Consider the following 21,104-nt stretch of genomic DNA (forward strand, 5'->3'; position numbering starts at 1 on the left):
AACACTTCCAGACCCTGCAAGCTCACCAGGAGAGTAAAAGCCGAGAGTGGTCTCATTGGTTCGCCTGCGAATGCGGCCGCCTTGCCGGGAAGCCGATCGCGTTCATTCTCGCCTCCGCTATCGTCGTGCTCTGGGGTGTTACTGGACCGATCTTCCACTACAGCGACACTTGGCAGCTCGTCATCAACACAGGCACGACTATCATTACGTTTCTAATGGTTTTCCTGATCCAGCATTCACAGAACCGGGACACCCTCGCGCTGCAAGTCAAGCTGAGTGAACTCATTCTCGCAGTCGAGGGAGCGCGCAACAAGATCGCGGCCGCCGAAGACCTCGACGGCGCAAATTGAGAGCATCAAACAGCTGCAAGACGAGGCAGCGACACACGGCGGGGCCGCAAACGCCAAGCGGCCTGTCGCGGAGTAGTGGCAATTTCCGCAAAGTGAACCGAAACGCTGAAATACACGAAGCAGGCGATATAGTGATAGGCCTGGACCAGGGATAGCGATTGCAATCCGACCTATGCTCATCAACGTCGCTTGTTGGGGTAAGCCGGGATAAGGAGGCCTGGCTGCTTCTTGCCGAAGATTGGCTGAAGCTTGCGCAAGGGGCGGAACGGGCCCCAGTATCGTCGGTGACAAACCATGACTAAACATTTGTTTAGGTGAACGACACGACATCCTCGGTAACATGGAAGCGAGGCGACGCTTCTTGCGACCGGGTTCTGAGAGCCGGCCGCAGGCGGAGATCGCTATGCAAGTTCGGGAGTTGATCGCTCGCCTGCAGGCGCTTCCTAACCAGGATGCGCTTATGATCATTGCAACTGACCACGCAAATGAGTGGCTGCTAGCGACCCGTATCGTCGAGCGCGGTATTTCGCATTCACCTGCAAACCCGGATTTCGTCGTACCAGGAAACGATGCTGGCGTAGAAATCATTTAGCGTAACCTCGCGGTTTGCCGCGGGATCTATCCCCCCAGGGACGGCTTCGAGCTGGCTCAATCGGCGCAGCGCGGCGGCCGACCACGGCCGGCTATGGAGGCTGAAAAACGCCACGCAACCAACTCCAGTGGACGAGGCGGATTCAGACCACTAATGTTCAAATCGGTCCGCCAAAAATCAAATCAGACAACCGCAGCGCATATCGAGAAATGGGCTTCTTAGTCGGGGCTACAGCCGCCCCGATAGAACTTCGAGACTGCCCCAATTTAGAGAGGCCCGCGAGCCCGCGAGGGGCTTTTCTCTTAAGGACGGCCCGGCCCGAAACTTCGACCAAGTTAGGTTCGGGAACCATTCTCCTTGTGGAGCGAGCGCCGCCCTGTCGGGGCGGCAGCTCGGCTGGTCGCTGATAACTGCGTGCTGATGCTACCGACCGTCCTCGGCGATATCTTGCGGCCGCATGACACGAATTTCGCGACCAGCTTCTGGGTCACGATGTTCTCGGTCGAACTCGTACTGTACGCGATCGCCACCGTGTTCGTGAGCTTCATGGTGGTGTCGCTACACCTGCATTCAACTGGATGGATTGCGCGAGCGATAGGTACACACGGGACGCCTTAAACGTCGGTGTAGGCAACTGAAGAGAATCAGCGGTGCACAGTGTACGCCGGCACGATTGGAACACAGTTGCCGAGTGCACACGTTGGTCCATTTCGTACAAACTTGCGTGCCGATAACGAACGCAATCTGTCATAACCATGCGTGCCAGATCTGACAGGCGGGCGCAGCGCCGGGCGTCGGTTGTGAAACCGTACTGGTTCGGACATCACGGTCCGACAGCCGAACCTCGAAGGAAACAAGAGCAACCTTGCTCGCGTGGTTCTTGGCTGTGACACGGGTGTCACCTCGGCTGCTTCTGCCGCACCGAAGGCGGGCTTGTCAGATATGACAGCGGCAAGATCGTCAGCATGACGCACGTGCATTAGCGACGACTGTCAACCCACAACCCGGCTGCATTCGCCTGCTGACGCGTTGGCGTGGTCCAGCGCAAAGTCAGCGGGAGATAGAGGATCGAATGAGAAAGATTGCGATCGCATGCATTCTGTCCAGCATCGCCTCCACTGACGCCAATCAGGCCGATGCGGCGGAGGGCATCACGTCGTGTCGGTACTGGTATTACCAGAGCTCAAATGGGTGATTGACAACAAGAAGACGCTCGCGGACAAGCTGAAGGGGTATGAGGAGTGTCAGCGGATGCTAGCGGCGGCGAAGTCATCAGGATCCTTCTATATGGAGGCCCGCGGCATGTCGATGTCGTGCAAACCGTAGCCACTGGGCCAGGCGTAGCCCGAACGGGCGGTAGGGTTCCGGCCGCGTTCTAGCGTGAGCACCGTGTGTACAAGTTCAATGCCATAATTGTGCCGCCCCACATCCAAACCAATGAATCGTAGCCGACCGCTAAAGCAATTGTGAGAGTTTATCCAAGGCACAGATCTGCTTCAGCCCTGTAGAAGCACCATTCGCGCATCAGACGCTCAGCAAAGAAATCACAAATTGATTCTTTGCTTAAGATTTGGCCCGTTGGCGGATCAGCCCAACTGGATAGATGCGGACAACCTTTCTCTCGGCTCATAGGTCGGCATGCTGCGCCGCCGAGAATTAGAGACTCTCGGTAGACAGCTCGCTGCCGAGACGGGCCAGCGGTTCAATCCGTCGGCCGCCGGGAACCGACGCTTCAGACGAGCGGGGCGTCTCGCGGAGACTTTTGTTGCATCGGGTCGGCATTTGAAATCCCGGGTTCACAATCGGCTGAACATGATTAACGAAAAAGCCGACCAGCGCTGCTGCATTTTAGCCAACAGCAGGTTTCGGCACGCGCGTAGTGGGATCCCGGAATAACGTGGCAAAAGATTGCAAGAGCAAACAAAAACCCCGGCATTGTTGCCGGGTTTTTTGCATTTCGTGGTTCACATGGTCGGCGGCTGGATCAGAAGTCCATGCCACCCATGCCGCCCATGCCGCCGCCAGGAGGCATTGCGGGGCCGGCGGCCGGCTTCTTCGGCAACTCGGCGACCATCGCCTCGGTGGTGATCAGGAGAGCCGCCACGGAGGAGGCGTTCTGGACTGCGGTGCGCACGACCTTGGTCGGGTCGATGATGCCCTTGGAGACCAGGTTGCTGTATTCGGCCGTCTGCGCATCGAAGCCGTAAGAGTACTGATCCTTCTCCAGGACTTTACCGACCACGACCGAGCCATCTTCACCGGCGTTGATCGCGATCTGCCGGGCCGGCCAGGACAGCGCCTTGCGCACGATCTCGACGCCGGTCTTCTGGTCGTCGTTCTTGGTGCGCAGGCCCTTGAGCGCTTCGGTCGCACGGAGCAGGGCGACGCCGCCGCCCGGAACGATGCCTTCCTCGACCGCCGCACGGGTCGCGTGCATCGCGTCATCAACGCGATCCTTGCGCTCCTTCACCTCGATCTCGGTCGCGCCGCCGACGCGGATCACCGCGACGCCGCCCGCGAGCTTGGCCAGACGCTCCTGCAGCTTCTCACGGTCGTAGTCCGAGGTGGTCTCCTCGATCTGCGCCTTGATCTGCGCCACGCGCGCCTCGATATCGGCCTTCTTGCCGGCGCCGTTGACGATCGTGGTGTTCTCCTTGTCGATCATCACCTTCTTGGCGCGACCGAGCATCTGCAGCGTGACGTTCTCGAGCTTGATGCCGAGATCTTCCGAGATCGCCTGGCCGCCGGTCAGGATCGCGATGTCCTGCAGCATGGCCTTGCGGCGATCGCCGAAGCCCGGAGCCTTGACGGCTGCGACCTTCAGGCCGCCACGGAGGCGGTTGACGACGAGGGTAGCGAGGGCTTCGCCTTCGACGTCTTCAGCGACGATGACCAGCGGCTTGCCGGTCTGCACCACGGCCTCGAGCAGCGGCAGCAGCTCGTTCAGCGAGGAGAGCTTCTTCTCGTTGATGAGGATGTAGGCGTCGTCCATCTCAACGCGCATCTTGTCGGCGTTGGTGACGAAGTAGGGCGAGATGTAGCCGCGGTCGAACTGCATGCCCTCGACGACGTCGAGCTCGGTCTCCAGCGACTTGGCTTCCTCGACCGTGATCACGCCCTCGTTGCCGACCTTATTCATGGCGTCGGAGAGGAACTTGCCGATCTCGGCGTCGCCGTTGGCGGAGATGGTGCCGACCTGGGCGATCTCGTCGTTGGAGGTGACCTTCTTGGAGTTCTTCTGCAGGTCCGCAACCACAGCCTCGACCGCGAGGTCGATGCCGCGCTTCAGGTCCATCGGGTTCATGCCGGCGGCGACCGACTTGGCGCCTTCCTTCACGATCGCCTGGGCCAGCACGGTCGCGGTGGTGGTGCCGTCGCCGGCCGCGTCCGCGGACTTGGAGGCGACTTCGCGCACCATCTGGGCGCCCATGTTCTCGAACTTGTCGTCGAGCTCGATCTCCTTGGCGACGGTGACGCCGTCCTTGGTGATGCGGGGAGCGCCGAACGACTTGTCGAGCACGACGTTGCGGCCCTTCGGACCGAGGGTGACCTTCACCGCATTGGCGAGGATGTCGACGCCGCGCAGCATCTTGTCGCGCGCCTCGACGGAGAATTTGACTTCTTTAGCTGACATAATGATCTTTCCCTAAGTTTCGTTTCTTCTCACCCTTAGCGAGACGCCCGACGAGCGCTCCTCATCAGGGGTGAGGGGTGCGAGCGGTGGATTAGGCAGCCTTCTTGTTGGAAGACAGATCGGTGAGAACGCCCATGATGTCGCTCTCCTTCATGATCAACAGCTCCTGGCCATCGATCTTGACCTCGGTGCCCGACCACTTGCCGAACAGGACGCGGTCGCCGACCTTCACGTCGATCGCGGTCAACTTGCCAGCCTCGTCATGGCCACCTGGGCCAACAGCGATGATTTCGCCTTGAGAGGGCTTTTCCTTGGCTGTGTCTGGAATGATGATGCCGCCGGCGGTCTTCTCCTCTGCCTCGATGCGCTTGACAACGACGCGGTCGTGAAGCGGACGGAATTTCATACAGGCCTCCTAACATCTGCATAAGTTGACGATTTATGGATTGCTAGCGATCCATGCCCGCAGTGCCAGCGCAGGCGCTGCTGAAATAGGTAAGTGTTTTTCAGGAGCAAGGGTCTGTAGGGGGCCTGCTTCAACAAAGTACGGTACGAAACGGACTAACAACTTCGATCCTTGCCCGACTGCGCCTCTCGGCGTTGACGGTCTACGTTAGTGATAAGCGCCGCATGTCTCGGCGCGGCTCCTTTTCGAGGCCGCCTGGAATGAACAGCCATTGCAGCCGATCCGGCAGCAATTCTATCTGTGGGCCGGAGCGCTGTCATGTCGGCCCGAGCGCTTCGCTTCACCGGCTTCACGGAAGACCTTTCCCGCCGCGGCTTAATTCTCAAACTCTGGCGCATCACGCTTGGCATTTGCGCCCCGCTGAGCCGAGGCTCGCCGCGCCCGGATATCACCGTCTGATGTCTGCTGCGCTGGGATGGTGTCGGTCATTTTCATGGTCCATCAGCAATGCGAGCTCCCTATTTCTCTCTGATCGCGCGGCGATTCTGTATTGTGCAGGAGACAATCCCGAGGCAGTGACAGCTGCACGCAACTGCCAAGCAACGGAGCAAAAGCCGGGCCAATCGCCTAACGCGTCCGCGCACGCAGCCGAGAAGGCAGTATGCACGCGCGGGTAGCCGTTGTGTGTGAAAGCAGGCACTACCACGTTCGGCGCCCACCAATGTTGTCGCAAACTCGCCAATGCAAAGGAGCGCAATGAACGCGCGCGCCCAAGAATTGCAGCGCGTTCATCATCTTTGCTGGCGATTGCCGCAATTAGTTCAGCGCTTGAATGGGCCTGTAAGAGGCAGGCATGTTTATTGCGCTCATTATCATGAGCTTCGTCAACACATGCTTCACATGTGAGCACTGGCGCGCGGGCCGGCCACGTCAAGACAGAGGGTGCGTGAGGCAAGTGAAATGCGAGTGCGCGACCTGGCTGGTCGAAAATGCTCGGCCAACGATCGTGCTTCAGACGGATCGAGGATGACCAGGCAATTTGCTCGGAAGACGCTGGAGCCGGTCCTCGTTGCAGCAGACGAGCGTTTGACCAGCCGCGCCGTGTTGGGTGCCACGATCGGCAATATTCTCGAATTCTACGACTTCGGGACCTATAGCTTTTTCGCGATCCAGATCGGTGAGGCGTTCTTCCCGACGAGCGACCCGTTCGCCAGCCTCATGCTGTCGCTAGCGACGTTTGGCGCAGGTTTTGTAACCAGACCGATCGGGGCCATCGTGCTCGGCTCGTACTCGGATCGGGTCGGGCGCCGGCCCGCGATGACGGCCAGCTTTGCCATGATCAGTGCCGCGATCCTGGTGTTGGCTGTTACGCCCTCCTACGAGACAATAGGGATTGCTGCTCCTTTATTGGCCATTTTCGCACGTTTGGTGCAGGGCTTCGCTCTCGGAGGTGAAGTCGGTCCGACTACCGCCTATTTGATGGAAGCGGCCCCGGCCCAAGCCCGCGGTCTTGCTGTCTCGTTTCAGCCTGCCAGCCAACAGGTAGCTGCGACCGCCGGAGCGTTGGTTGGAGAAATACTTTCCCTCACTATGACAACCGAGGCACTCAATGCGTACGGATGACGGATCGCGCTTTTGCTCGGCGCCGGTACGCTGCCGTTCGGATTTTGGTTGCGGAGGGCCTGTCGGAAACTTGCAGCGCCCTGAAGCCTCAGCTCTCCTCGTCCAGACTGTAAGGAGATCGCATGCCGCTCGCCGCATCATGAGCTTGGGATTCGTCATATTGGCGAGCTGCACGATTATTACCTACGTCACGCAATATATGACCACCTATGCGCTGAACACCCTGCAAGTGTCTGCGCCTCTCGCCTTTGCCACCACGCTCATCGGCAACACGGCAGGAATTGCTGCCGCCTTGCTGGGCGGTTGGCGCGCGGATCTGGCCGGACGCCGGCACATCATGATATGGCCGCAGATTGCTGCGTTGCTGATGACGTATCCGGTGTTCTTGTGGATCACAGAGAGCCGCAGTGCCCCCGCACTTCTCGGAGGCCTCGGCGCGCTCACCCTTATCGGAACGATTCCGTATAGCGCCTTCTATGTGAGTATGGCCGAAGGCTTGCCCAAGGACATTCGCGGTGGCGCCTTCGCGACGATTTACGCTTTTGCGATCGCGATCTTCGGAGGCACAGCGCAAGTCGTCGTCACTGGCTGATCCACGCTACCGGGAACGCGCTGGCGCCCGCCTGGTAATGCTTGTCGCCAGCGCGGCCGGGCTCTGTGCCATGCTGATGATGCCCGAGACCGCACCGCCCGCGACCTCCGAAAGGACCATAACCCCAGCTGCGACATCAACGCGATCAAGTTGACCGGTTAAAGAGACTGTCCTTAGCCAGTTCCGGTTGGCGATTTCTCTCGTCACCCGCGATCACCTTGTCTCGGCAACCTCGACCAGCTCCGACCAAGTGGTCGCTACCACCGTGCCACTGGAGACAAAGAATGGAAGTGTGACAACACCTTGCAATTAAAGGGCTGGGGCGATTGTCCGGACAGCCACATTAAAGGCTTACACCCCCTTTGCAAGCCAAAACCTTGTCGGGGCCGCGGCATGACCGAGGCCCGGACATAGCGTTCGCCGCTGCCGCACCAAGCTTCCCCATCCGACCGAGAACCCGCGGCTTGTCGTTCTGCTGTCGTGGATGCTGGAGGATGTTCTACGCTGCCAGGTGTCTGATCTGCGAAACTCGTGGCGCGCAACGCGGGGCCACCAGCTCGTTTGCTCTCGACCGGCCCGCAACATCGAGCTCCGTGCGCTGAAGTGTCACGGCGTCCTTGGACGCCTGTTCGACAATCGGGCTAGGTAGCCCGCCAGCCCGACCACCAACTTTCAGGCAGCACCCACCGACGGCACTGACAGCTTGCGCAGGGGATCTGGCGAAGGGTCTGTTCGTGTGTGGCGGACGCCAGCCGACGACAGCGCGGCCTGGAGCTTCCGACATCAGGCGCGTCAACTGCCGTCCGCAAACGCCTGTCAGATTACCGACAGCAAAGCGGACGTCATCGTTGAAGGCATGCCTAGCCGAAAAGATACTGGCTCTGGCCGCAGAGGCCAATCGGATACCGCTGTCTTACCGCGGCTCGCCGTGCGGGCGGTGCTGGAAGCCTGCCGTAACTGCTACGGATGCGAAGGGCAGCAACCAACTCGCGCAGCGGGCTGCGAGCGTCCCGGGAAGATGATCTAAATCAAAGCCAAAGTGAATTAGCCGCGCTATGTTGCTGGTAGGCCGAGTGGCCCTTCGGGCTATCAATAGTACGAGACGCTATGGCTGATCATGCAGAAATTCTCCCAGCGCGAGCCGAGCAATGCCGGCAGCAAACTGCAAAGCCGGCTGGCGCGATGCGACTACTGCGGCGTTCCGATGAATGACTGAGGCTCGCAAAGCTACCGGTGCTCGCCTCAGCCGAAGACGCCTGCAGGAGTGAGCCTGACGAACGCGACACTCTCAGCCTCCGGCAGTTCACCGAGACGCCTTTGCTGATGTGCGACCTCTTTGCTGATCGAGCGTCAGGCCCCTGACCCCACGATCGGCCGAGAGGGAGCACCGCCCCGGCCCGGCGCGCCCAACGGTCGCGCCGGGGCACATGACCTAGAACGGAATATGCCTTGAAATAACTCAGCCTATTACCGCACCAAGGTCGAGGATTGCCGTGCGCAGGCGGAGCGAGCGAGCCGCCCCCTCGACAAAGAGCCGTGGCAGCGCCTCGACGATGAATGGCAGAAGCTTGCAGCAGACGACCAAAGACTCGAAAAGCAATAAGTCTTCGACCGATGCCCCACTTGGAAACTTGTTTAGGAATCCTGCGTAGATTGATCGCTAAAGGCGATCTGAACCGCATTCGGTTGGCTGAGAGGGCCATTAACGAATACTGGGACGTCACCCTGCCGAGGGCTCGCAAGAGCGGCCTTCGGCTTGTTCAGCAACACATTCTCTCTCACGCCAATGCCGTGATCGGGGATCGCCGCTCCTTCGCCGAGCTCGTGAACGCGTACATCGAAACAAAGCTGGCAGAGTAAGGCCACCTTGGTTGGCTATCCTCGGAGACGTGCCAGGTGTCATCTGCGATCTTGCGGAGGCGGTTCATCTAGTCGAGACGCCGCCGCCTGAAGATCTTGATCGCCTCATTTGGCAATGTGGAGCTGGGCGCGGTAGCCGTCGAACTTGATCTCATCGATCCAGCGCCTCCCGGAGGGCACCCGATCACCTGTGTCACCAGCGCGGGCTCGATGAAGGCTGGGTAAGTCGCCTTGGTGCCGATCGCCACCGCTTTCGTCCCGCGCTGCTGGCGCTAATGCTCGGCGCGGAGGACGTCGTCTACATGCCCTTACGTCATTCGCTGCCCGCAGCGCCCGCCGGTCCTTCCATCGCTTAGAGACGTGAAGTGCCACCAGGCCCGAACAACCGTTGCCAATGTTGCCGATTTGGCGCATCGATCAGACCGAGCCTCGCCCGATATTCGCTTTATTTGGCTGCTCGCAACATTGGCGTGAGCGGCGGCGGAGAACCATGTTGTATTCTGGCAATGATCTTGAAGCCGTGGTTACGATAAAAGGGAATGTGCTCGGGATTCGAGCTTTCAAGATACGCGGTAATGCCCTGCTCATCGCATCGATGAAGAGCGTATTTCATCAGTAATGTGCCAAGTCCGTGTCCGACCCACTTCGGATCGGCCGCGATGAAAGGCAGGTACCAGTGCGGCTCGGGCGGACGATGTTCGGCCATTTCGTGCCGCAGGAGCGCCATGTCGTCGATGATCTCCGGGTTCAGGGACAGTGCCATGATTTCGTCCAACGCGGACTCGTCTTGCTGTACGCCAGGCGGCAGCCACAGGGCTGCGGCGCGGATCCCTCCCGTGACGTACGCTGTCCCATGGTCGAATGCTCGTCCACCACAGGCGTTAACGAAGTTAGGCATGTTTCGAAGATATTGCCTTACGTCAGGCCAACTCCAGCGCATCAATGGATCGGCGGCAAAGCCGAGCACAATTGTCCAGACGATGCTTGTTCGAACGTTTGCATTCGCACATGTGATCTCCGACTCGGCGAGCATGATGTGGATTCCCGGTTGTCTTCTATCTGTCAGAGTTACACGGGCATGACAAATGGCATTTAACGAAACAGGAAACGTCCGGAGGCTGCGCCGCGGCTCTGTGCTAACGATTGATCCGTCGCCGCAGGTGACAGCTCGCGTTGCGACGCTATACCGATTCCGCCCGCACCCGCAAACGATCCTCACCGTCAGTTGATGAGAGTGGTCGGTCAGCCATTATCCAGATCAAGACCGTGCTCGAGTTCCTTTCGCCGGTACATCTGGAATATATCCGAGCTGCGTCATGAACGTTCTGGGGATCGCCCTCAACCTTCATTTGACCGTACAACCTGACGTTACGTGCGCTTCAAGCCCTTGGGCTAATTCTCTGGGGCGAACCTGGAGCGTGCTCACCGTTCCATGAAGGCCGGGCGGCCGCCCTCTATCGCTGGCGGGCTCCAGGTCGGGAGATAGCCGAGCGGTCTCAACCAATTCGTGCGCGCCAACTTCCGCAAGGACCACAGCAAGGGACAGCCCTCTCTCATTGACATGCGGCTTTCCAGGGATGTGAGACTCGGCTCCTTGACACCAATCAGCAAAGCATTGTGGAGCGAGTAAACTCTCAGGCACTTTGCTATGATCCAGTAATCAGACCGTCGAGGCAGCGAGGTTCATTCAATGGACTTGTCTGCACCGGCTTTGTTGGTGGGCGTCTTCTTTGCCGGCGCGCTGGTTGGGTACGCCGTCAGAGTATTCCATGTCCACCAGGGGGCGCGGGCTCGCGCCCTCAACCGCAGGGCTTCGAATAGTCGGCAATCGCGATCCCTCTCTCGCGGGCGATAGGCCGACCAGACTAAGATAAATGCTGGGATGGAGACGCTCTCCTACGTAGCGCCCCACCATGAGCATGAAATCGCTCTTGCCAACAATTCGAATGGCTGCGCCGGCCGCTATCAGATTCTCACAATTCCGGTGCTTCGAGCTCTTCCCCCTCGCAAGGTGGGAGATCCTGATTGCCGACGACTAGGATGGTGGTCTTTTTTCGTTACAGAGTCCGCTACCGTGCAGCCAGCCTCGGCCGCGGCGATAGCGGCCTCGGAACGCGCGATTTGTAACGGGCCGGTGAATACGATCGTATTCGCCCCAAGGGGACCGGTCCGGACTTCCTCGCGAGCCAGCTTCTGCCGGCGTGATCCGGAGGGGTTCGCTGCGGTACCGCAATTTCGGTCGTCAAGTGATACCCATTCTCGTCGACACAATGCGACCGGAATCCGGTGAATTGGATCTTGACGGGGCCAATTTGGCGCCAGCTCGAATAAGAGGTTAATCGTATCAACATCACAACCGCACCGCACGACAGAAGTAATGGCCGCTGAATAAGGATGCGCATGGGCCGTGACGCGTCGCGTGGCCACCTGGGGCATTTTGAGAGCACACGACCAGAAGGGCAGACGCTGCACTGCTGGACACTCGCTCCACCCCGGGGCTTGGGGGCTGAAGGGATGAAGCGAGTTCGCCAAGGTACAACGCCCAGGAGAGCGTTGCGAGAGGCCATTAGCCTTCCGATTCGGGCAGCATCGCGGCGATTACTGGATGGATCGAGGCAAGAAGTGCTGGCCCTTGCTGCCAATGCCATGGTCGGAGACCCCGCTCGTTCGCCGAAACTAAACGCGCTTGGCACTGCTCCTCTCAAACTCACCTTGATAGAGAACATTGCCCGAACGGCGCTCTCGAAAACCAACCCTCACAACTGTCCGTGATTTACCGGAATTCCTGTCCCGGAATCACTGAAACCGCTATCCGCGAATTACCGAAATCCGTGTCCGTCAACTGCCAAAACACGCAGTTGAGCCGGCCAATGCCGATTCGGCTAGTATCTTCAATAGGGCTGGTGCACTTCCGGCAGAGCGAGATCTCTGGTGATCCTGATCGATCCGCAAGGTTACTTCGATCCGATGAATATCTAACCACGGCATCAGACCGGAGGATGTCGCCGGCAAGCCAACGATGGAGAAGGTGCTGCCGGTCATCAGCTCAGCGTTCGAGGACATAGCGATTGCCCACCACAGCGCGTTCGACCGCACGGCACTGGCGCGGGCGGCCCAGAAATACGGAGCCAAATGCCTCTCCCTGTGTATGGGTTGATGGGCTACGTGTGGCTAGCCGAAGCGGGGAGCATTTCCGACCGGATGGCCGGTATGGCTTAGCCAATCTGGCTCGAGCGCTCTGCATAGATTTTCGACACCACGCGGCCGAGGATGCTCGTGGCGCCGCGGTCTACTGTTACTCCAAGCTAATCGCGACAGCGGCAAAACCTTGCAGCCGGGCGGCTCTGGACTCCTGCGGAACGTATCTGACGGTCGGCGCTGCGCCGATGAGGGAACGCTGATCATCCGCCCTGTTGTTCCGGCGCAGGTCGGATCGCGATGAGAGTTGTTCCGCTTCTTTTGGGAGCTATCTGCAATGTCGACGCTCACTCCGTATGGCGCGTGTCTGCTGTGGAAGCCGGAATTGATCTGGTTGAACGCCGTTTCCGATGCCATGCTCGCCGGCGCCTTCTTTACCACCGCGTTCGTCCTCAGCTTTTTCGTGTGGCGGCGCCGTGACATTATGTTCCGCAGCGTATTCTGGGCCTTCGCCCTCTTCGCCGGCGTCTGCGGAGTGACCCGCTTGCTGTCGATCCTCACTTTATGGGTCCCGGCTTACCACATCGAGGGCCTAACAAAGTGCTTGCTGGCGTTGATTTCGGTCGGCATCACGGCAGCTCTGCTGCTGCTGCCGCGAATCCTGGTGCTGCCGTCACGCATGCGACTTCAGCGAGCCTATGCGGCACTTGAGGAGGACATCAGACAACGGCGCACCGCCGAAGCCATGGTCAAACGCTTTCAGGAGATCGAGGCCAACGAGGCTCAGGTCCGGCAAGCGCAGAAATGGAAGCCGTCGGCCAACTCACCGGTGGTCTCGCGCACGACTTCAACAACATTCTGACCGTGATCACCGGAACCATCGAAATCCTGGCCGACGCGGTCAAGGATCGTCCGCATCTCGTCCAAATCACCCAGATGCTTAGCGCCGCTGCATCGAGAGGGGCCGACCTGATCCAACATCTGCTGGCCTTTGCCCGTCAGCAGCCGTTGCAGCCGCGCAGCACGGATGTCAACGCTTTGGTCGTCGAGACAGCGCGGTTGCTACGACCCACGCTCGGCGAACAGATCGAAATCGATTCGATGCTGGCGCACGATTGCGCGCCGGCTCTGATCGATCCCAGTCAGCTCTCGACCGCGCTCCTGAACCTCGGCCTGAATGCGCGGGACGCCATAGGGCGGCTGGCGTGGAGGAGTGAGCCCGGCCGAGGAAGCGGATCAGCCTCGGCGTGGCTGGCATCCGTCCAGTCCGTTAATCCCAGTGCAGGGCGCGGCATCGCTCGCAGGTCCAAGTCTAACTCATTTGCAAGCTCGCGTGCGACCCAATGGCTCCACCAGCTTCCGAGAGTGAGGTCGCTGGCGATGAATGGTGTTCCGCGTGAGAGGGAAGCTGCGACCCAAGACAGATCTTTTCCGGTGCGATAACGGGGAGCAAGCAGACGCCGCTCCCGATGAGCGCCTGATCAATCAATCTTTTCTCCGATGGCCTGGAGGTAGAGGGATGAATGGTTGATGCCATCAATGCCCAAGAGTCGATCAAGCGCCCGGTCCTGGAAGCCCCCGACGTTCCAAACGCCGAGCCCGAGCGCAGTCGCGACGAGATTTATATTTTGGGCGACATGTCCAGCCTCTATCAATGTGAACCGATAGCCACGATCCCCATACTTCACCGTGTTGCGGCGGAACAGCGCCGTCTGGATGACCAAGAGCGCGGCACCTCGGACGATCTCAGGCTGAAAGAGACAGCAGGCCAGCTCCTCCGAAAGGTCCCGATTGACGATCCGGCGTACGCAATGCTCCTCGGAATTGTAGTGGTATAGGCCGGGCGCTAGGCTCTCGACCGCGCTACGCGCATGGAAGTAGATTTCCAGCGGAAAGAGAGCCCCACCCGACGGCACATTCCGGAGCGGGCGCGGGAAGGGCGTTGCTTCGTTGGGCCGGTTGATGCCGTAGCTGTAAAAGAGGAGCGCCGCTAGCATTGCGAATGACATACTCGCGGGTGCGATGCCCCTGGGAGTTTGTCGTGCCAAGATCGCCTCGCCCAGGCCGAGCCTGAAGGGCGGTAGAATGGCGACCGGCGGCAGGGGAATGGCCGCGAAAGCATCGTAAGGCAGCGCATTCTTCATCCGGGTCATCCAATCGACGACGACGTAGTTGGGAAGCGCGTCGTCTACGGCCGTGGATTTGGAGTTCTCATGGAACGCCTCCCAGATCAGGTCCAGATCCTCGGTGCCCCAGACCAGGTCATCCCATGTTGGTCTATCGGATCTCATCGCGGTCCTTCGAATCTCGGTTAGGGAAAAGGATGGGGCATGGGATTGTCGCCATGTTCCCTGGTCAGGCCGGGATAGCCCAGCTTCCGTGGCAGTTCCCAGAGACGCGTCCCAGTGCCCGCGACGCATAGCCCATGAACATGGGGTGGTAGCCGGGGATCAGGGCCCGGATCACATGAAAGCCCGGCGCCGCGACGTCTTCTGTCGTCAGGTCGGCGGCCAGGACATCGTGTCCCGTCCCAGCCACCTGGTCGACCAGCGTCTCGAGATCGCGCGCAGGCTCGCCGGTGGCCCGGTCGGGAAGCTCTCGGAAGTCGATCTCCGTAGCCGAGGAATAAGAAATGCTGCCTGCTCGGCCCGTTCCGGCGACGTCCAGAAGTTCACATGGCTCACTTGGCTGTAGACGTTTTTGTGGTCACATTCTTCGTCGATCCGTTTGAGTTCGGCCATCAACTGGCGGACATAGCGTTCGGTGTGCGCCAGCTCCTCCAGCGACTTCGTGACGGCGACATCAGGGCTAAGGTCGGCGGCTGCCGCCACCGCGAGCGGTGCTGCCTTGGAGCCCCGGGGGCCGCCAGGACTGTGAGGATCGTCGGGACTTCGTTGTCTTGGCTGATCTCCATCATGTGGATCCCGTAACGGACGGAGGTGAAACGGCGGATCAGGTTCTTTTGGTGGTCGGCCAGACTATCGAGCCGAATGCGGGAGCGGGAGAGCATGGCCTGCCAGGTGATCGAGAAGCAGTCCCGCTCAATCACCTCGCAGATACCTGCTGCCGCGGCGCGCTCGAAGCTATCGTGGCAGGCCAGTCCGGTCGAGATTGACTGTGCCAAGGGCCATTCGTCTCCGTCCGGCGAGAATAGATAGGGCAAGTAGACGAAGCAGGCTGCCACATGGATGCTCTTGCCCGAGACCAAGCTGCGGGCCGGCATCCAGCGGACGTCACTTTCCGCCGTGAAGGGCCGATAAGGGAAGTCCAGTTTGGTGAGCTGCTGGTCGTCGTACAGCGCGAAGTCGGTGGGCGGCACACATTGGAAGGGCGCCGACTGATAGGTGTAAATTGGATGGTCCCGCCGATCGTAAATCGCCGCGACATAGCGTTCGATCGCCTCGCCGATGGCTTTCGCCAACGCGAGGTCGCGAGACGTCGATCCACCACCCCCGACGGAGAAGTTCTCGAGACCGCTTAAGGCGCGCGTGCCCGCGGCGACGGTCATGTATCGAAAGAATTCCGGTGACCCGGCCTCCCTGTCGTTCTCCTGTATCGAATGTATCGAATTGAGGATGCCGACTTTCGGATCGTAAAGGTAGCTTAAAATGGCGCGCAGCCGGTCGAAGCCGGCGGCTGTTCTAATCCGCGTCATTCCTCCCTCCCATCGCCTCGACCTGGGCCCAGCGCTCTCGGTTCAGGGAGATTTTCTCGAGGTTCACCTTGCTCGCGTGGCGGAGCGGACTGCAGACGGGACAGCGTGGTGCCTTCAACACGCAGCTTGCGATCATGCTCGAGCCCATCAGGTTCATCTCGATGAGCTTGCCCGCACGGCGCGGAAACAGGTTCGCGCTGAACCGGAGTATCTCGAAGGCCGCAAGTTTGCAAGCGATGGAGGTCACCGCCGGGTGCGCACCGATGAAGGCCTGCCCCTGGGGTAGGAAGGCCTCAATAAGACGCTGGTCGTGCACCTTCTCTCGTAGATGGGAGTTCTGCCGTACCTCCAGACAGGCCAGGCACGCCGTCTGCTCCGGGATCACAAGCGGGCCGAGTCGGATGGTGGCATCCTCAATAAGCACCGGCAGAAAAGGTTTGCTTTGTTGGAAAGCAAGGGCGTTCCACGGCTTGAGAAGACCGCTCCCGCCGAATTCAGCGCATGCGACCACTAGGGCGGAACCCTTTACGATCTCCTCCGCGCGCTGGGCGTCTACGCAGAATTGCGTCAACTCTTGCTTCCCTTCGACAAGAGCGTGATTGCGGAGGGGAACGTCATCGACGAGAGTCGTCCCCTAATTGCCGAATTCGCTCAAGCGATCGCGCACACCGAGGCCCAACTGGTTGACGCCCACAATAACGATGCGAAAGTCGGTGACCTGGCGGATATCGTTCTTGGTCATCCCGAACTGATGCAACATTTGAGCGCGAGGACGGCCTGGAAGCGGTCGGCGGGTCAGGCCCAGACCCCGGAGAAGAGCTCAACGACCTCACGGGCTGGATTCGCGCTGGACTTAACCGGCACAATGGGATGGGTGTGCGCGCGCTGATGCGCGGTAAGTCGGCAATGCTGGTACAGTTTGGCGGTTCAGCGAATCTGTCGACGCGATCCGAACTGCCGGCTGCGCGACAACGACGTACGCAGGACCGCGCCCCGATCGTTCCGTTAAGACGGCAAGCCGCCGTCCAAACAGAAAATGACGCGGGTCGGCAATCGTGACGTGAGACACGACCCGGTCAAGAACGGGGGTACCTTTGCGTGTTCGATGATCCCGCGCTCGCAGACACCATCTTCGAGATCGACCTCGAAGACAACAGCATGCGAAAGAAAAAAGTTGCGCGCCCGTCCGCGATTTAGCGAAATTGCTGTTCCGCATTTGCGAAATACGCACTTAATGGTCTCGCCCGCGATTCAGCGCAAGCTTGATCCCGAAGCAACAGTCACCGTGACCGATCTTCGGAAGTTAAGTCCAAAAGATATTCCTCTCCTATAAATTCTTGTAGTTGAGCCGCCCGATCTTGTGGCTCGCCAGCGATCCTCGCTCACAAAGAAACTAGGGGAGCCAGGAATAAGCTCGATAATTTCCTCTACCGAGCTAGCAACCAAAGGTCCGACCTAGACGGATGTGTTCCGCTAGGAACCTGCAGCGACTCGGAACTCTGCCTCAGGACTACCGAGAGGAGCGACGTGTGTCTCGACCTTGCCGTGCCTCTGTTGAAGGCGGCCGCGTTCGATGGCGCGCACGCAGCAACGCTCGCTCGCTTGGCCAAACGCGGCCCGCTCGATCCGATCAACAAAAACACATCGAGAGAGGTGGCGCGTTCATAGGATCTGATGCAAGAGCAGAGTGTTAAATCGCGGCAAGCTTCGCAATCTGCGGACTAGAGCCGGCATATGAACGAACGACAGATCTATTCTGTAAGCTACGCAGTTCCTCGCGATCAGGATCGACGAGGTCGAGGCTCCGAAAGTGCTCGGCATCCGCGAGCGGAGGCGCCCCGCCTCGTCTTTAAAGCGAAGCCATTCGACTGTCCGAAGACAGCGCTCGTCGAGGCGACGCGCGGCGCCGCTGGGCGACGTACTGATCGCCAATGGGTCGCACCACCGCTCACTTGGCTCGGCCACCAACATTTGCCGAGCAGACCGTCTAACCAACCTCGCTCAGGAAGCCCTCATAGTACTTGCGAAGAGTCGCCGAACGCTGCGCCGCCATTCTCCGACCGGTCGGCGTACAGAAATCCTGGCTCAGGCCGAGAAGCTTGGTCCGGAAATGATCAAGAGCGTAGGAGATGTCATTGGGCTGCCTGCGGGTGGCCGCTGGGTCTTCGATGTCATAGAGCGCCGTCTTCCTTAGGCCGGCAACGTAAAAGCACCGTGCCACGCCAATCCAGCCGATCGCATCCAGACGGTCCGCATCCTGAAGAATCTTCCCCTCGAGGCTGATGGGAGGAATAGCAGCGGAGAAGCTGTGCGCCTCTATCGCATGACGAACGCGATCCGTGCGATCATCCGGCCAACCGAGCGCGATAAGAAGCTCGCCGGCTTTGTCCGCGGCGAGCCGCGAAGCCTTGCTTCGTTCGGTCGATGCCTTATCGACCCACACGCTATCGTGAAGAATGGTGGCTGCGACCAGTATTTCCGTGTCCCCGCCCTCGACATTTGCGATTTTCAGGACGTTGCGCCACACAGGCAGCAGGTGGGCCTCATCGTGCGCTCCATCGCGGACGTCGAATGCATGAGGAAGCAACGCCAGAGCCAGCTCGGGATAAAGGAAGTGCTCGTGCAACATTTCGAATCTCGTGCGGTCCATCGTCTCCTTAGCAGATACCATCGCATCGCGGCTATCCAGCTATGATTAGCCCCCTGCGGGGCCAATGCGCTAAATCGAATTCAACAACTTTGCCATCCTTCTGGTTTTGGCGGAAGATCGTTAAAGCCAGAAATTGATCAAGTCGATTGCCCGGCCGGCTTCGCCGGAAATGGGCTCTATTCGCTTCGCTCACCGAGCCGCCTTCGGCGTCTCGGCCGTTCGGTTAACGATCGCCGTGCCTGGCGCTAAGGCGCGCATTTCTCTTGGAAGGGGACACCCCTTCAGCGGGATGCAAGCACAAGACGAGTCCGCGCGGCATCCCCACGCCTCCCCATACTCTTCATTTTAATTATTTGAATGTGGCCCCTAGTGCGGAGCCTCCGCGCGGATGCTCGCACCCCACAACTGGCATCGTCCTCATGGTAGTATCGGCTCAAAGCCACCGATCAGCAGGCTCGGATTTGACCGGGAACAACCTCCTGAGGCTCCACAGCTAGCTCGACCAGCTTCCAGGGCAGGCGGAAGGGCCGAGTATTGTTGATGGCGGTAGCCCTGGTTGGATGACAGCCCAGCCAACACGCTGAACTTGTTGTGTCGATCAGCGTTTTCGGATGGCGGTTTGAGCAGATCCGCCAGAAGCACCACGGGACCGCCGTCCTTCTTGCCAAGGCGCCCCAATCGAGAGCCGAGATGCTGCCCGCCCGCCGCAACCGGGCGATGAGCGAGCATGATCAGGCACCCCCAAAGACTCCTGGCCGAATTCAGAACCCGTTGGGCGAGGCCGAACGAGGCGGGATCGGCGGCAGCGACGTGATGGAAGAAGGATCGGCTCGCGGCTAGTCGGGCGTTGCGCGTCGCGACGGAATTGTTCCGCTTCTCCTCGAGCTCATCGAGAAAGGCGAGAACGAGGTCCCGATCGAGATCCTAAGCGCCAACGCCGCTGGCTTCTCCGCGGACGGGCGGCGGCAAAGAGGATCAACATGCGCAAGGCGTCGCGATAGCCGGCCAGGGTCGCGGAGGTCGTGTTGCGCTGCTTGGTCAACCGGCGACGAAAGTACGATTCTAGGAGCGGCGCCAGCAGGAGGTGTTCGTTCATGCCGCGCCTCCGTCGAGAAAGGCGCGCTCAGCCGCGATGTCGAGGAGATCCGACGAACCGGTGAGATAGTAGGCTGTGTCGCTATAGTTGGCGTGGCCGAGGTAGGTGGCGAGTAAGGGCAGCAACGCTTGGACATCTGCGCGCCGTTGGTGCCACAACCTGAGCCTGGTCACCGCGATGCGAGCCACCTGGGAAACAGTGGCTCCGGCTCGACAGATGCTGCAACTAACCGTTCCTTCTCATCCTGTGACCAACGATGCCGCCGCTCGACCGCTGTGATCACCTCTGCCCGCGAAATCGTCATAGCGCTTTTCCTAGGATTACCCCTACGACCTGCAGCGCGCGCGTCCGTCAAACAAGGCCGCCTTCAATGCAGAAATACCCAGCTCAAGATCGCTGCGCCGATGCAGCCACCTGCGTACGGTATGCCGCATCCGTTTCCCGGCGTTCGTGCTGACGGCCGGGCTGAAGCGAACGAACCGCTCACCGTGTCGATTGTTCGCCATCCTCGGCCGAAAGCTATAGCCAAGGAAGTCAGACGACTGTTCCGGATAAGCGCCGGAGCGATTGGCATCTTTACACGATCTTGGTCTTTTCCGGATGAAGCCGTAGCCCGCATTCCGCAAACCTCGCTTCCAGCGCCCGACACAAGTCTCGACCGAAGTCTTGGATCATTGCCCCTCAACCCCAGCCGCCCGTTGGTTCGCCTTCACTTGCTTATACACCTCCCACACATCGCGTTTGGCAATACAAAACGGCTTGGCCTTACTCATGCCGATCATCCACTTTCGGGTTGTCGACCGCGTAAAGCCGGATGACAACGCCCCTTCGGTCCAGTGCCATTACAGCGCCTTCGTTCCTAATACGGGCGTTTCCGCCCCTGTGCTCCGCATCGGTACTCTGCTCCTTGCGGCGACGAGCCGCTTGGAGTCCTCCCTTCACATCGGAGCGACAGGCTCCTGTGTTCCTTGTCAAAGCCTGGTCCGAGGTCACGCCGCCTTGATGCCGGACGCCGGTTGGACAGTCGGCAGGCTCCCCAACCCTTGCTCGCGGGATAGACATCCTGATCCCGGTGACCTTGCCCCCAGATAGGGGAAGATCTTGTGCTGCGGGGCCTCGCGATCGAGCGCCCCAACCAGGTCTGGTGCGCCGACATCACGTATCGTGCGCCTCGCCCCACAGTTGGGGAAGCGTATGACTGGAATGCAAAAGAGAAAGGAGGACTGAGAAAAAAAAGATATGACTTGTTCCCTGCTGTGAGGGGACATGAGCCCAAGCGGCGGTGACCTGTCGTCAACTGGCAGGGTGACGTAGCCCGCAGGTAAAGGGGATTGAGGCGAAGCCGTTAAGCCGAGATGGTCCCCGAGGCTGGAGTATTGGAGGTTGAGGAACACGAACCGGTTCACCCGCATCTGAGGGCTGAAATGTCGCCTCCGTCTACACGGCTTAACAGGTGGAATGCCGATGATGTCGCCGGACAGTTATGACGGCGTGCATCCGAACGCGAG

At 59.8% G+C, this 21,104-nt stretch carries 14 protein-coding genes and 3 pseudogenes; 9 read left to right on the forward strand and 8 right to left on the reverse strand.

The window, feature by feature from the left end; translation table 11 throughout:
* Nucleotides 1-14 precede the first annotated feature (14 nt).
* The 3 genes and pseudogenes from I6F35_RS34695 to I6F35_RS34705 all read left to right on the forward strand — a co-directional run.
* Nucleotides 15-350, forward strand: coding sequence for a low affinity iron permease family protein (locus I6F35_RS34695; RefSeq protein ID WP_225122147.1), 336 nt, complete (start codon nt 15-17; stop codon nt 348-350).
* A gap of 403 nt (nt 351-753) precedes the next feature.
* Nucleotides 754-942, forward strand: coding sequence for a hypothetical protein (locus I6F35_RS34700; RefSeq protein WP_225122131.1), 189 nt, complete (start codon nt 754-756; stop codon nt 940-942).
* A 411-nt stretch (nt 943-1,353) separates the two neighbouring features.
* Nucleotides 1,354-1,500: pseudogene (locus I6F35_RS34705) on the forward strand (GGDEF domain-containing protein); the annotation flags it as partial.
* A gap of 1,426 nt (nt 1,501-2,926) precedes the next feature.
* Here I6F35_RS34705 and groL read toward each other — a convergent pair.
* Together groL and groES are read right to left on the reverse strand one after the other, a co-directional pair.
* Entirely contained in the window at nt 2,927-4,576 is a 1,650-nt protein-coding gene (gene groL / locus I6F35_RS34710) for a chaperonin GroEL (protein WP_225122132.1), read from the reverse strand.
* A 91-nt stretch (nt 4,577-4,667) separates the two neighbouring features.
* Nucleotides 4,668-4,982, reverse strand: coding sequence for a co-chaperone GroES (groES, locus tag I6F35_RS34715; protein ID WP_225122133.1), 315 nt, complete (start codon nt 4,980-4,982; stop codon nt 4,668-4,670).
* A 1,026-nt stretch (nt 4,983-6,008) separates the two neighbouring features.
* On the opposite strand from groES, the pseudogene I6F35_RS34720 reads away from it, so the two are divergent.
* Nucleotides 6,009-7,351, forward strand: a pseudogene (locus I6F35_RS34720) (MFS transporter).
* A gap of 1,499 nt (nt 7,352-8,850) precedes the next feature.
* Nucleotides 8,851-9,057, forward strand: a complete 207-nt coding sequence (locus I6F35_RS34725; protein WP_225122134.1) for a hypothetical protein — start codon at nt 8,851-8,853, stop codon at nt 9,055-9,057.
* A 445-nt stretch (nt 9,058-9,502) separates the two neighbouring features.
* On the opposite strand, the gene I6F35_RS34730 is transcribed toward I6F35_RS34725, so the two are convergent.
* Nucleotides 9,503-10,090 carry a GNAT family N-acetyltransferase gene (locus I6F35_RS34730; RefSeq protein WP_225122135.1) on the reverse strand — a complete coding sequence of 196 codons (588 nt, stop codon included), beginning with the start codon at nt 10,088-10,090 and terminating at the stop codon, nt 9,503-9,505.
* A 1,986-nt stretch (nt 10,091-12,076) separates the two neighbouring features.
* Here I6F35_RS34730 and I6F35_RS34735 point away from each other — a divergent pair.
* Together I6F35_RS34735 and I6F35_RS34740 are read left to right on the forward strand one after the other, a co-directional pair.
* The gene (locus I6F35_RS34735) at nt 12,077-12,214 is read left to right on the forward strand and encodes a hypothetical protein (protein WP_225122136.1); all 138 of its coding nucleotides are present in this window, start codon (nt 12,077-12,079) and stop codon (nt 12,212-12,214) included.
* A gap of 318 nt (nt 12,215-12,532) precedes the next feature.
* Nucleotides 12,533-13,389, forward strand: a pseudogene (locus tag I6F35_RS34740) (histidine kinase dimerization/phospho-acceptor domain-containing protein); the annotation flags it as partial.
* A 287-nt stretch (nt 13,390-13,676) separates the two neighbouring features.
* Here I6F35_RS34740 and I6F35_RS34745 read toward each other — a convergent pair.
* Nucleotides 13,677-14,486, reverse strand: coding sequence for a SagB family peptide dehydrogenase (locus I6F35_RS34745; protein WP_225122137.1), 810 nt, complete (start codon nt 14,484-14,486; stop codon nt 13,677-13,679).
* A 175-nt stretch (nt 14,487-14,661) separates the two neighbouring features.
* Here I6F35_RS34745 and I6F35_RS40025 point away from each other — a divergent pair, with 175 nt between their 5' ends.
* Nucleotides 14,662-14,889 (forward strand): hypothetical protein, encoded by a 228-nt coding sequence (locus I6F35_RS40025; RefSeq protein WP_249792844.1) that lies wholly within the window; start codon nt 14,662-14,664, stop codon nt 14,887-14,889.
* Between the two features lie 46 nt (nt 14,890-14,935).
* On the opposite strand, the gene I6F35_RS34755 is transcribed toward I6F35_RS40025, so the two are convergent.
* From I6F35_RS34755 to I6F35_RS34765, 3 genes are all read right to left on the reverse strand, one after another.
* A complete protein-coding gene (locus I6F35_RS34755) occupies nt 14,936-15,850 on the reverse strand; it encodes a YcaO-like family protein (RefSeq protein ID WP_225122138.1) in 915 nt (304 codons plus the stop codon).
* On the reverse strand, nt 15,837-16,421 hold the full coding sequence (locus tag I6F35_RS34760) for a TOMM precursor leader peptide-binding protein (RefSeq protein WP_225122139.1): 585 nt from the start codon (nt 16,419-16,421) through the stop codon (nt 15,837-15,839). The genes I6F35_RS34755 and I6F35_RS34760 overlap by 14 nt, the downstream gene beginning before the upstream one ends.
* A 1,416-nt stretch (nt 16,422-17,837) precedes the next feature.
* On the reverse strand, nt 17,838-18,500 hold the full coding sequence (locus tag I6F35_RS34765; RefSeq protein ID WP_225122140.1) for an HD domain-containing protein: 663 nt from the start codon (nt 18,498-18,500) through the stop codon (nt 17,838-17,840).
* A gap of 591 nt (nt 18,501-19,091) precedes the next feature.
* Here I6F35_RS34765 and I6F35_RS34770 point away from each other — a divergent pair.
* On the forward strand, nt 19,092-19,340 hold the full coding sequence (locus I6F35_RS34770; protein ID WP_225122141.1) for a hypothetical protein: 249 nt from the start codon (nt 19,092-19,094) through the stop codon (nt 19,338-19,340).
* A 252-nt stretch (nt 19,341-19,592) separates the two neighbouring features.
* On the opposite strand, the gene I6F35_RS40340 is transcribed toward I6F35_RS34770, so the two are convergent.
* Nucleotides 19,593-19,721, reverse strand: coding sequence for a hypothetical protein (locus I6F35_RS40340; RefSeq protein WP_275945531.1), 129 nt, complete (start codon nt 19,719-19,721; stop codon nt 19,593-19,595).
* Between the last annotated feature and the right edge of the window lie 1,383 nt (nt 19,722-21,104).

It is taken from the genome of Bradyrhizobium sp. BRP22 (genome assembly GCF_020194175.1).
Lineage (GTDB): Bacteria > Pseudomonadota > Alphaproteobacteria > Rhizobiales > Xanthobacteraceae > Bradyrhizobium.

Bases quoted from the DNA above. Each gene is read 5' to 3' on its own strand.
- I6F35_RS34755 (WP_225122138.1), bottom strand. From the start codon at position 15,850: ATGACGCGGATTAGAACAGCCGCCGGCTTCGACCGGCTGCGCGCCATT.
- I6F35_RS34745 (WP_225122137.1), bottom strand. From the start codon at position 14,486: ATGAGATCCGATAGACCAACATGGGATGACCTGGTCTGGGGCACCGAG.
- I6F35_RS40025 (WP_249792844.1), top strand. From the start codon at position 14,662: ATGAAAGCCCGGCGCCGCGACGTCTTCTGTCGTCAGGTCGGCGGCCAG.
- I6F35_RS34735 (WP_225122136.1), top strand. From the start codon at position 12,077: ATGGAGAAGGTGCTGCCGGTCATCAGCTCAGCGTTCGAGGACATAGCG.
- groES (WP_225122133.1), bottom strand. From the start codon at position 4,982: ATGAAATTCCGTCCGCTTCACGACCGCGTCGTTGTCAAGCGCATCGAG.
- I6F35_RS34730 (WP_225122135.1), bottom strand. From the start codon at position 10,090: ATGCTCGCCGAGTCGGAGATCACATGTGCGAATGCAAACGTTCGAACA.
- groL (WP_225122132.1), bottom strand. From the start codon at position 4,576: ATGTCAGCTAAAGAAGTCAAATTCTCCGTCGAGGCGCGCGACAAGATG.
- I6F35_RS34765 (WP_225122140.1), bottom strand. From the start codon at position 18,500: ATGGACCGCACGAGATTCGAAATGTTGCACGAGCACTTCCTTTATCCC.
- I6F35_RS34700 (WP_225122131.1), top strand. From the start codon at position 754: ATGCAAGTTCGGGAGTTGATCGCTCGCCTGCAGGCGCTTCCTAACCAG.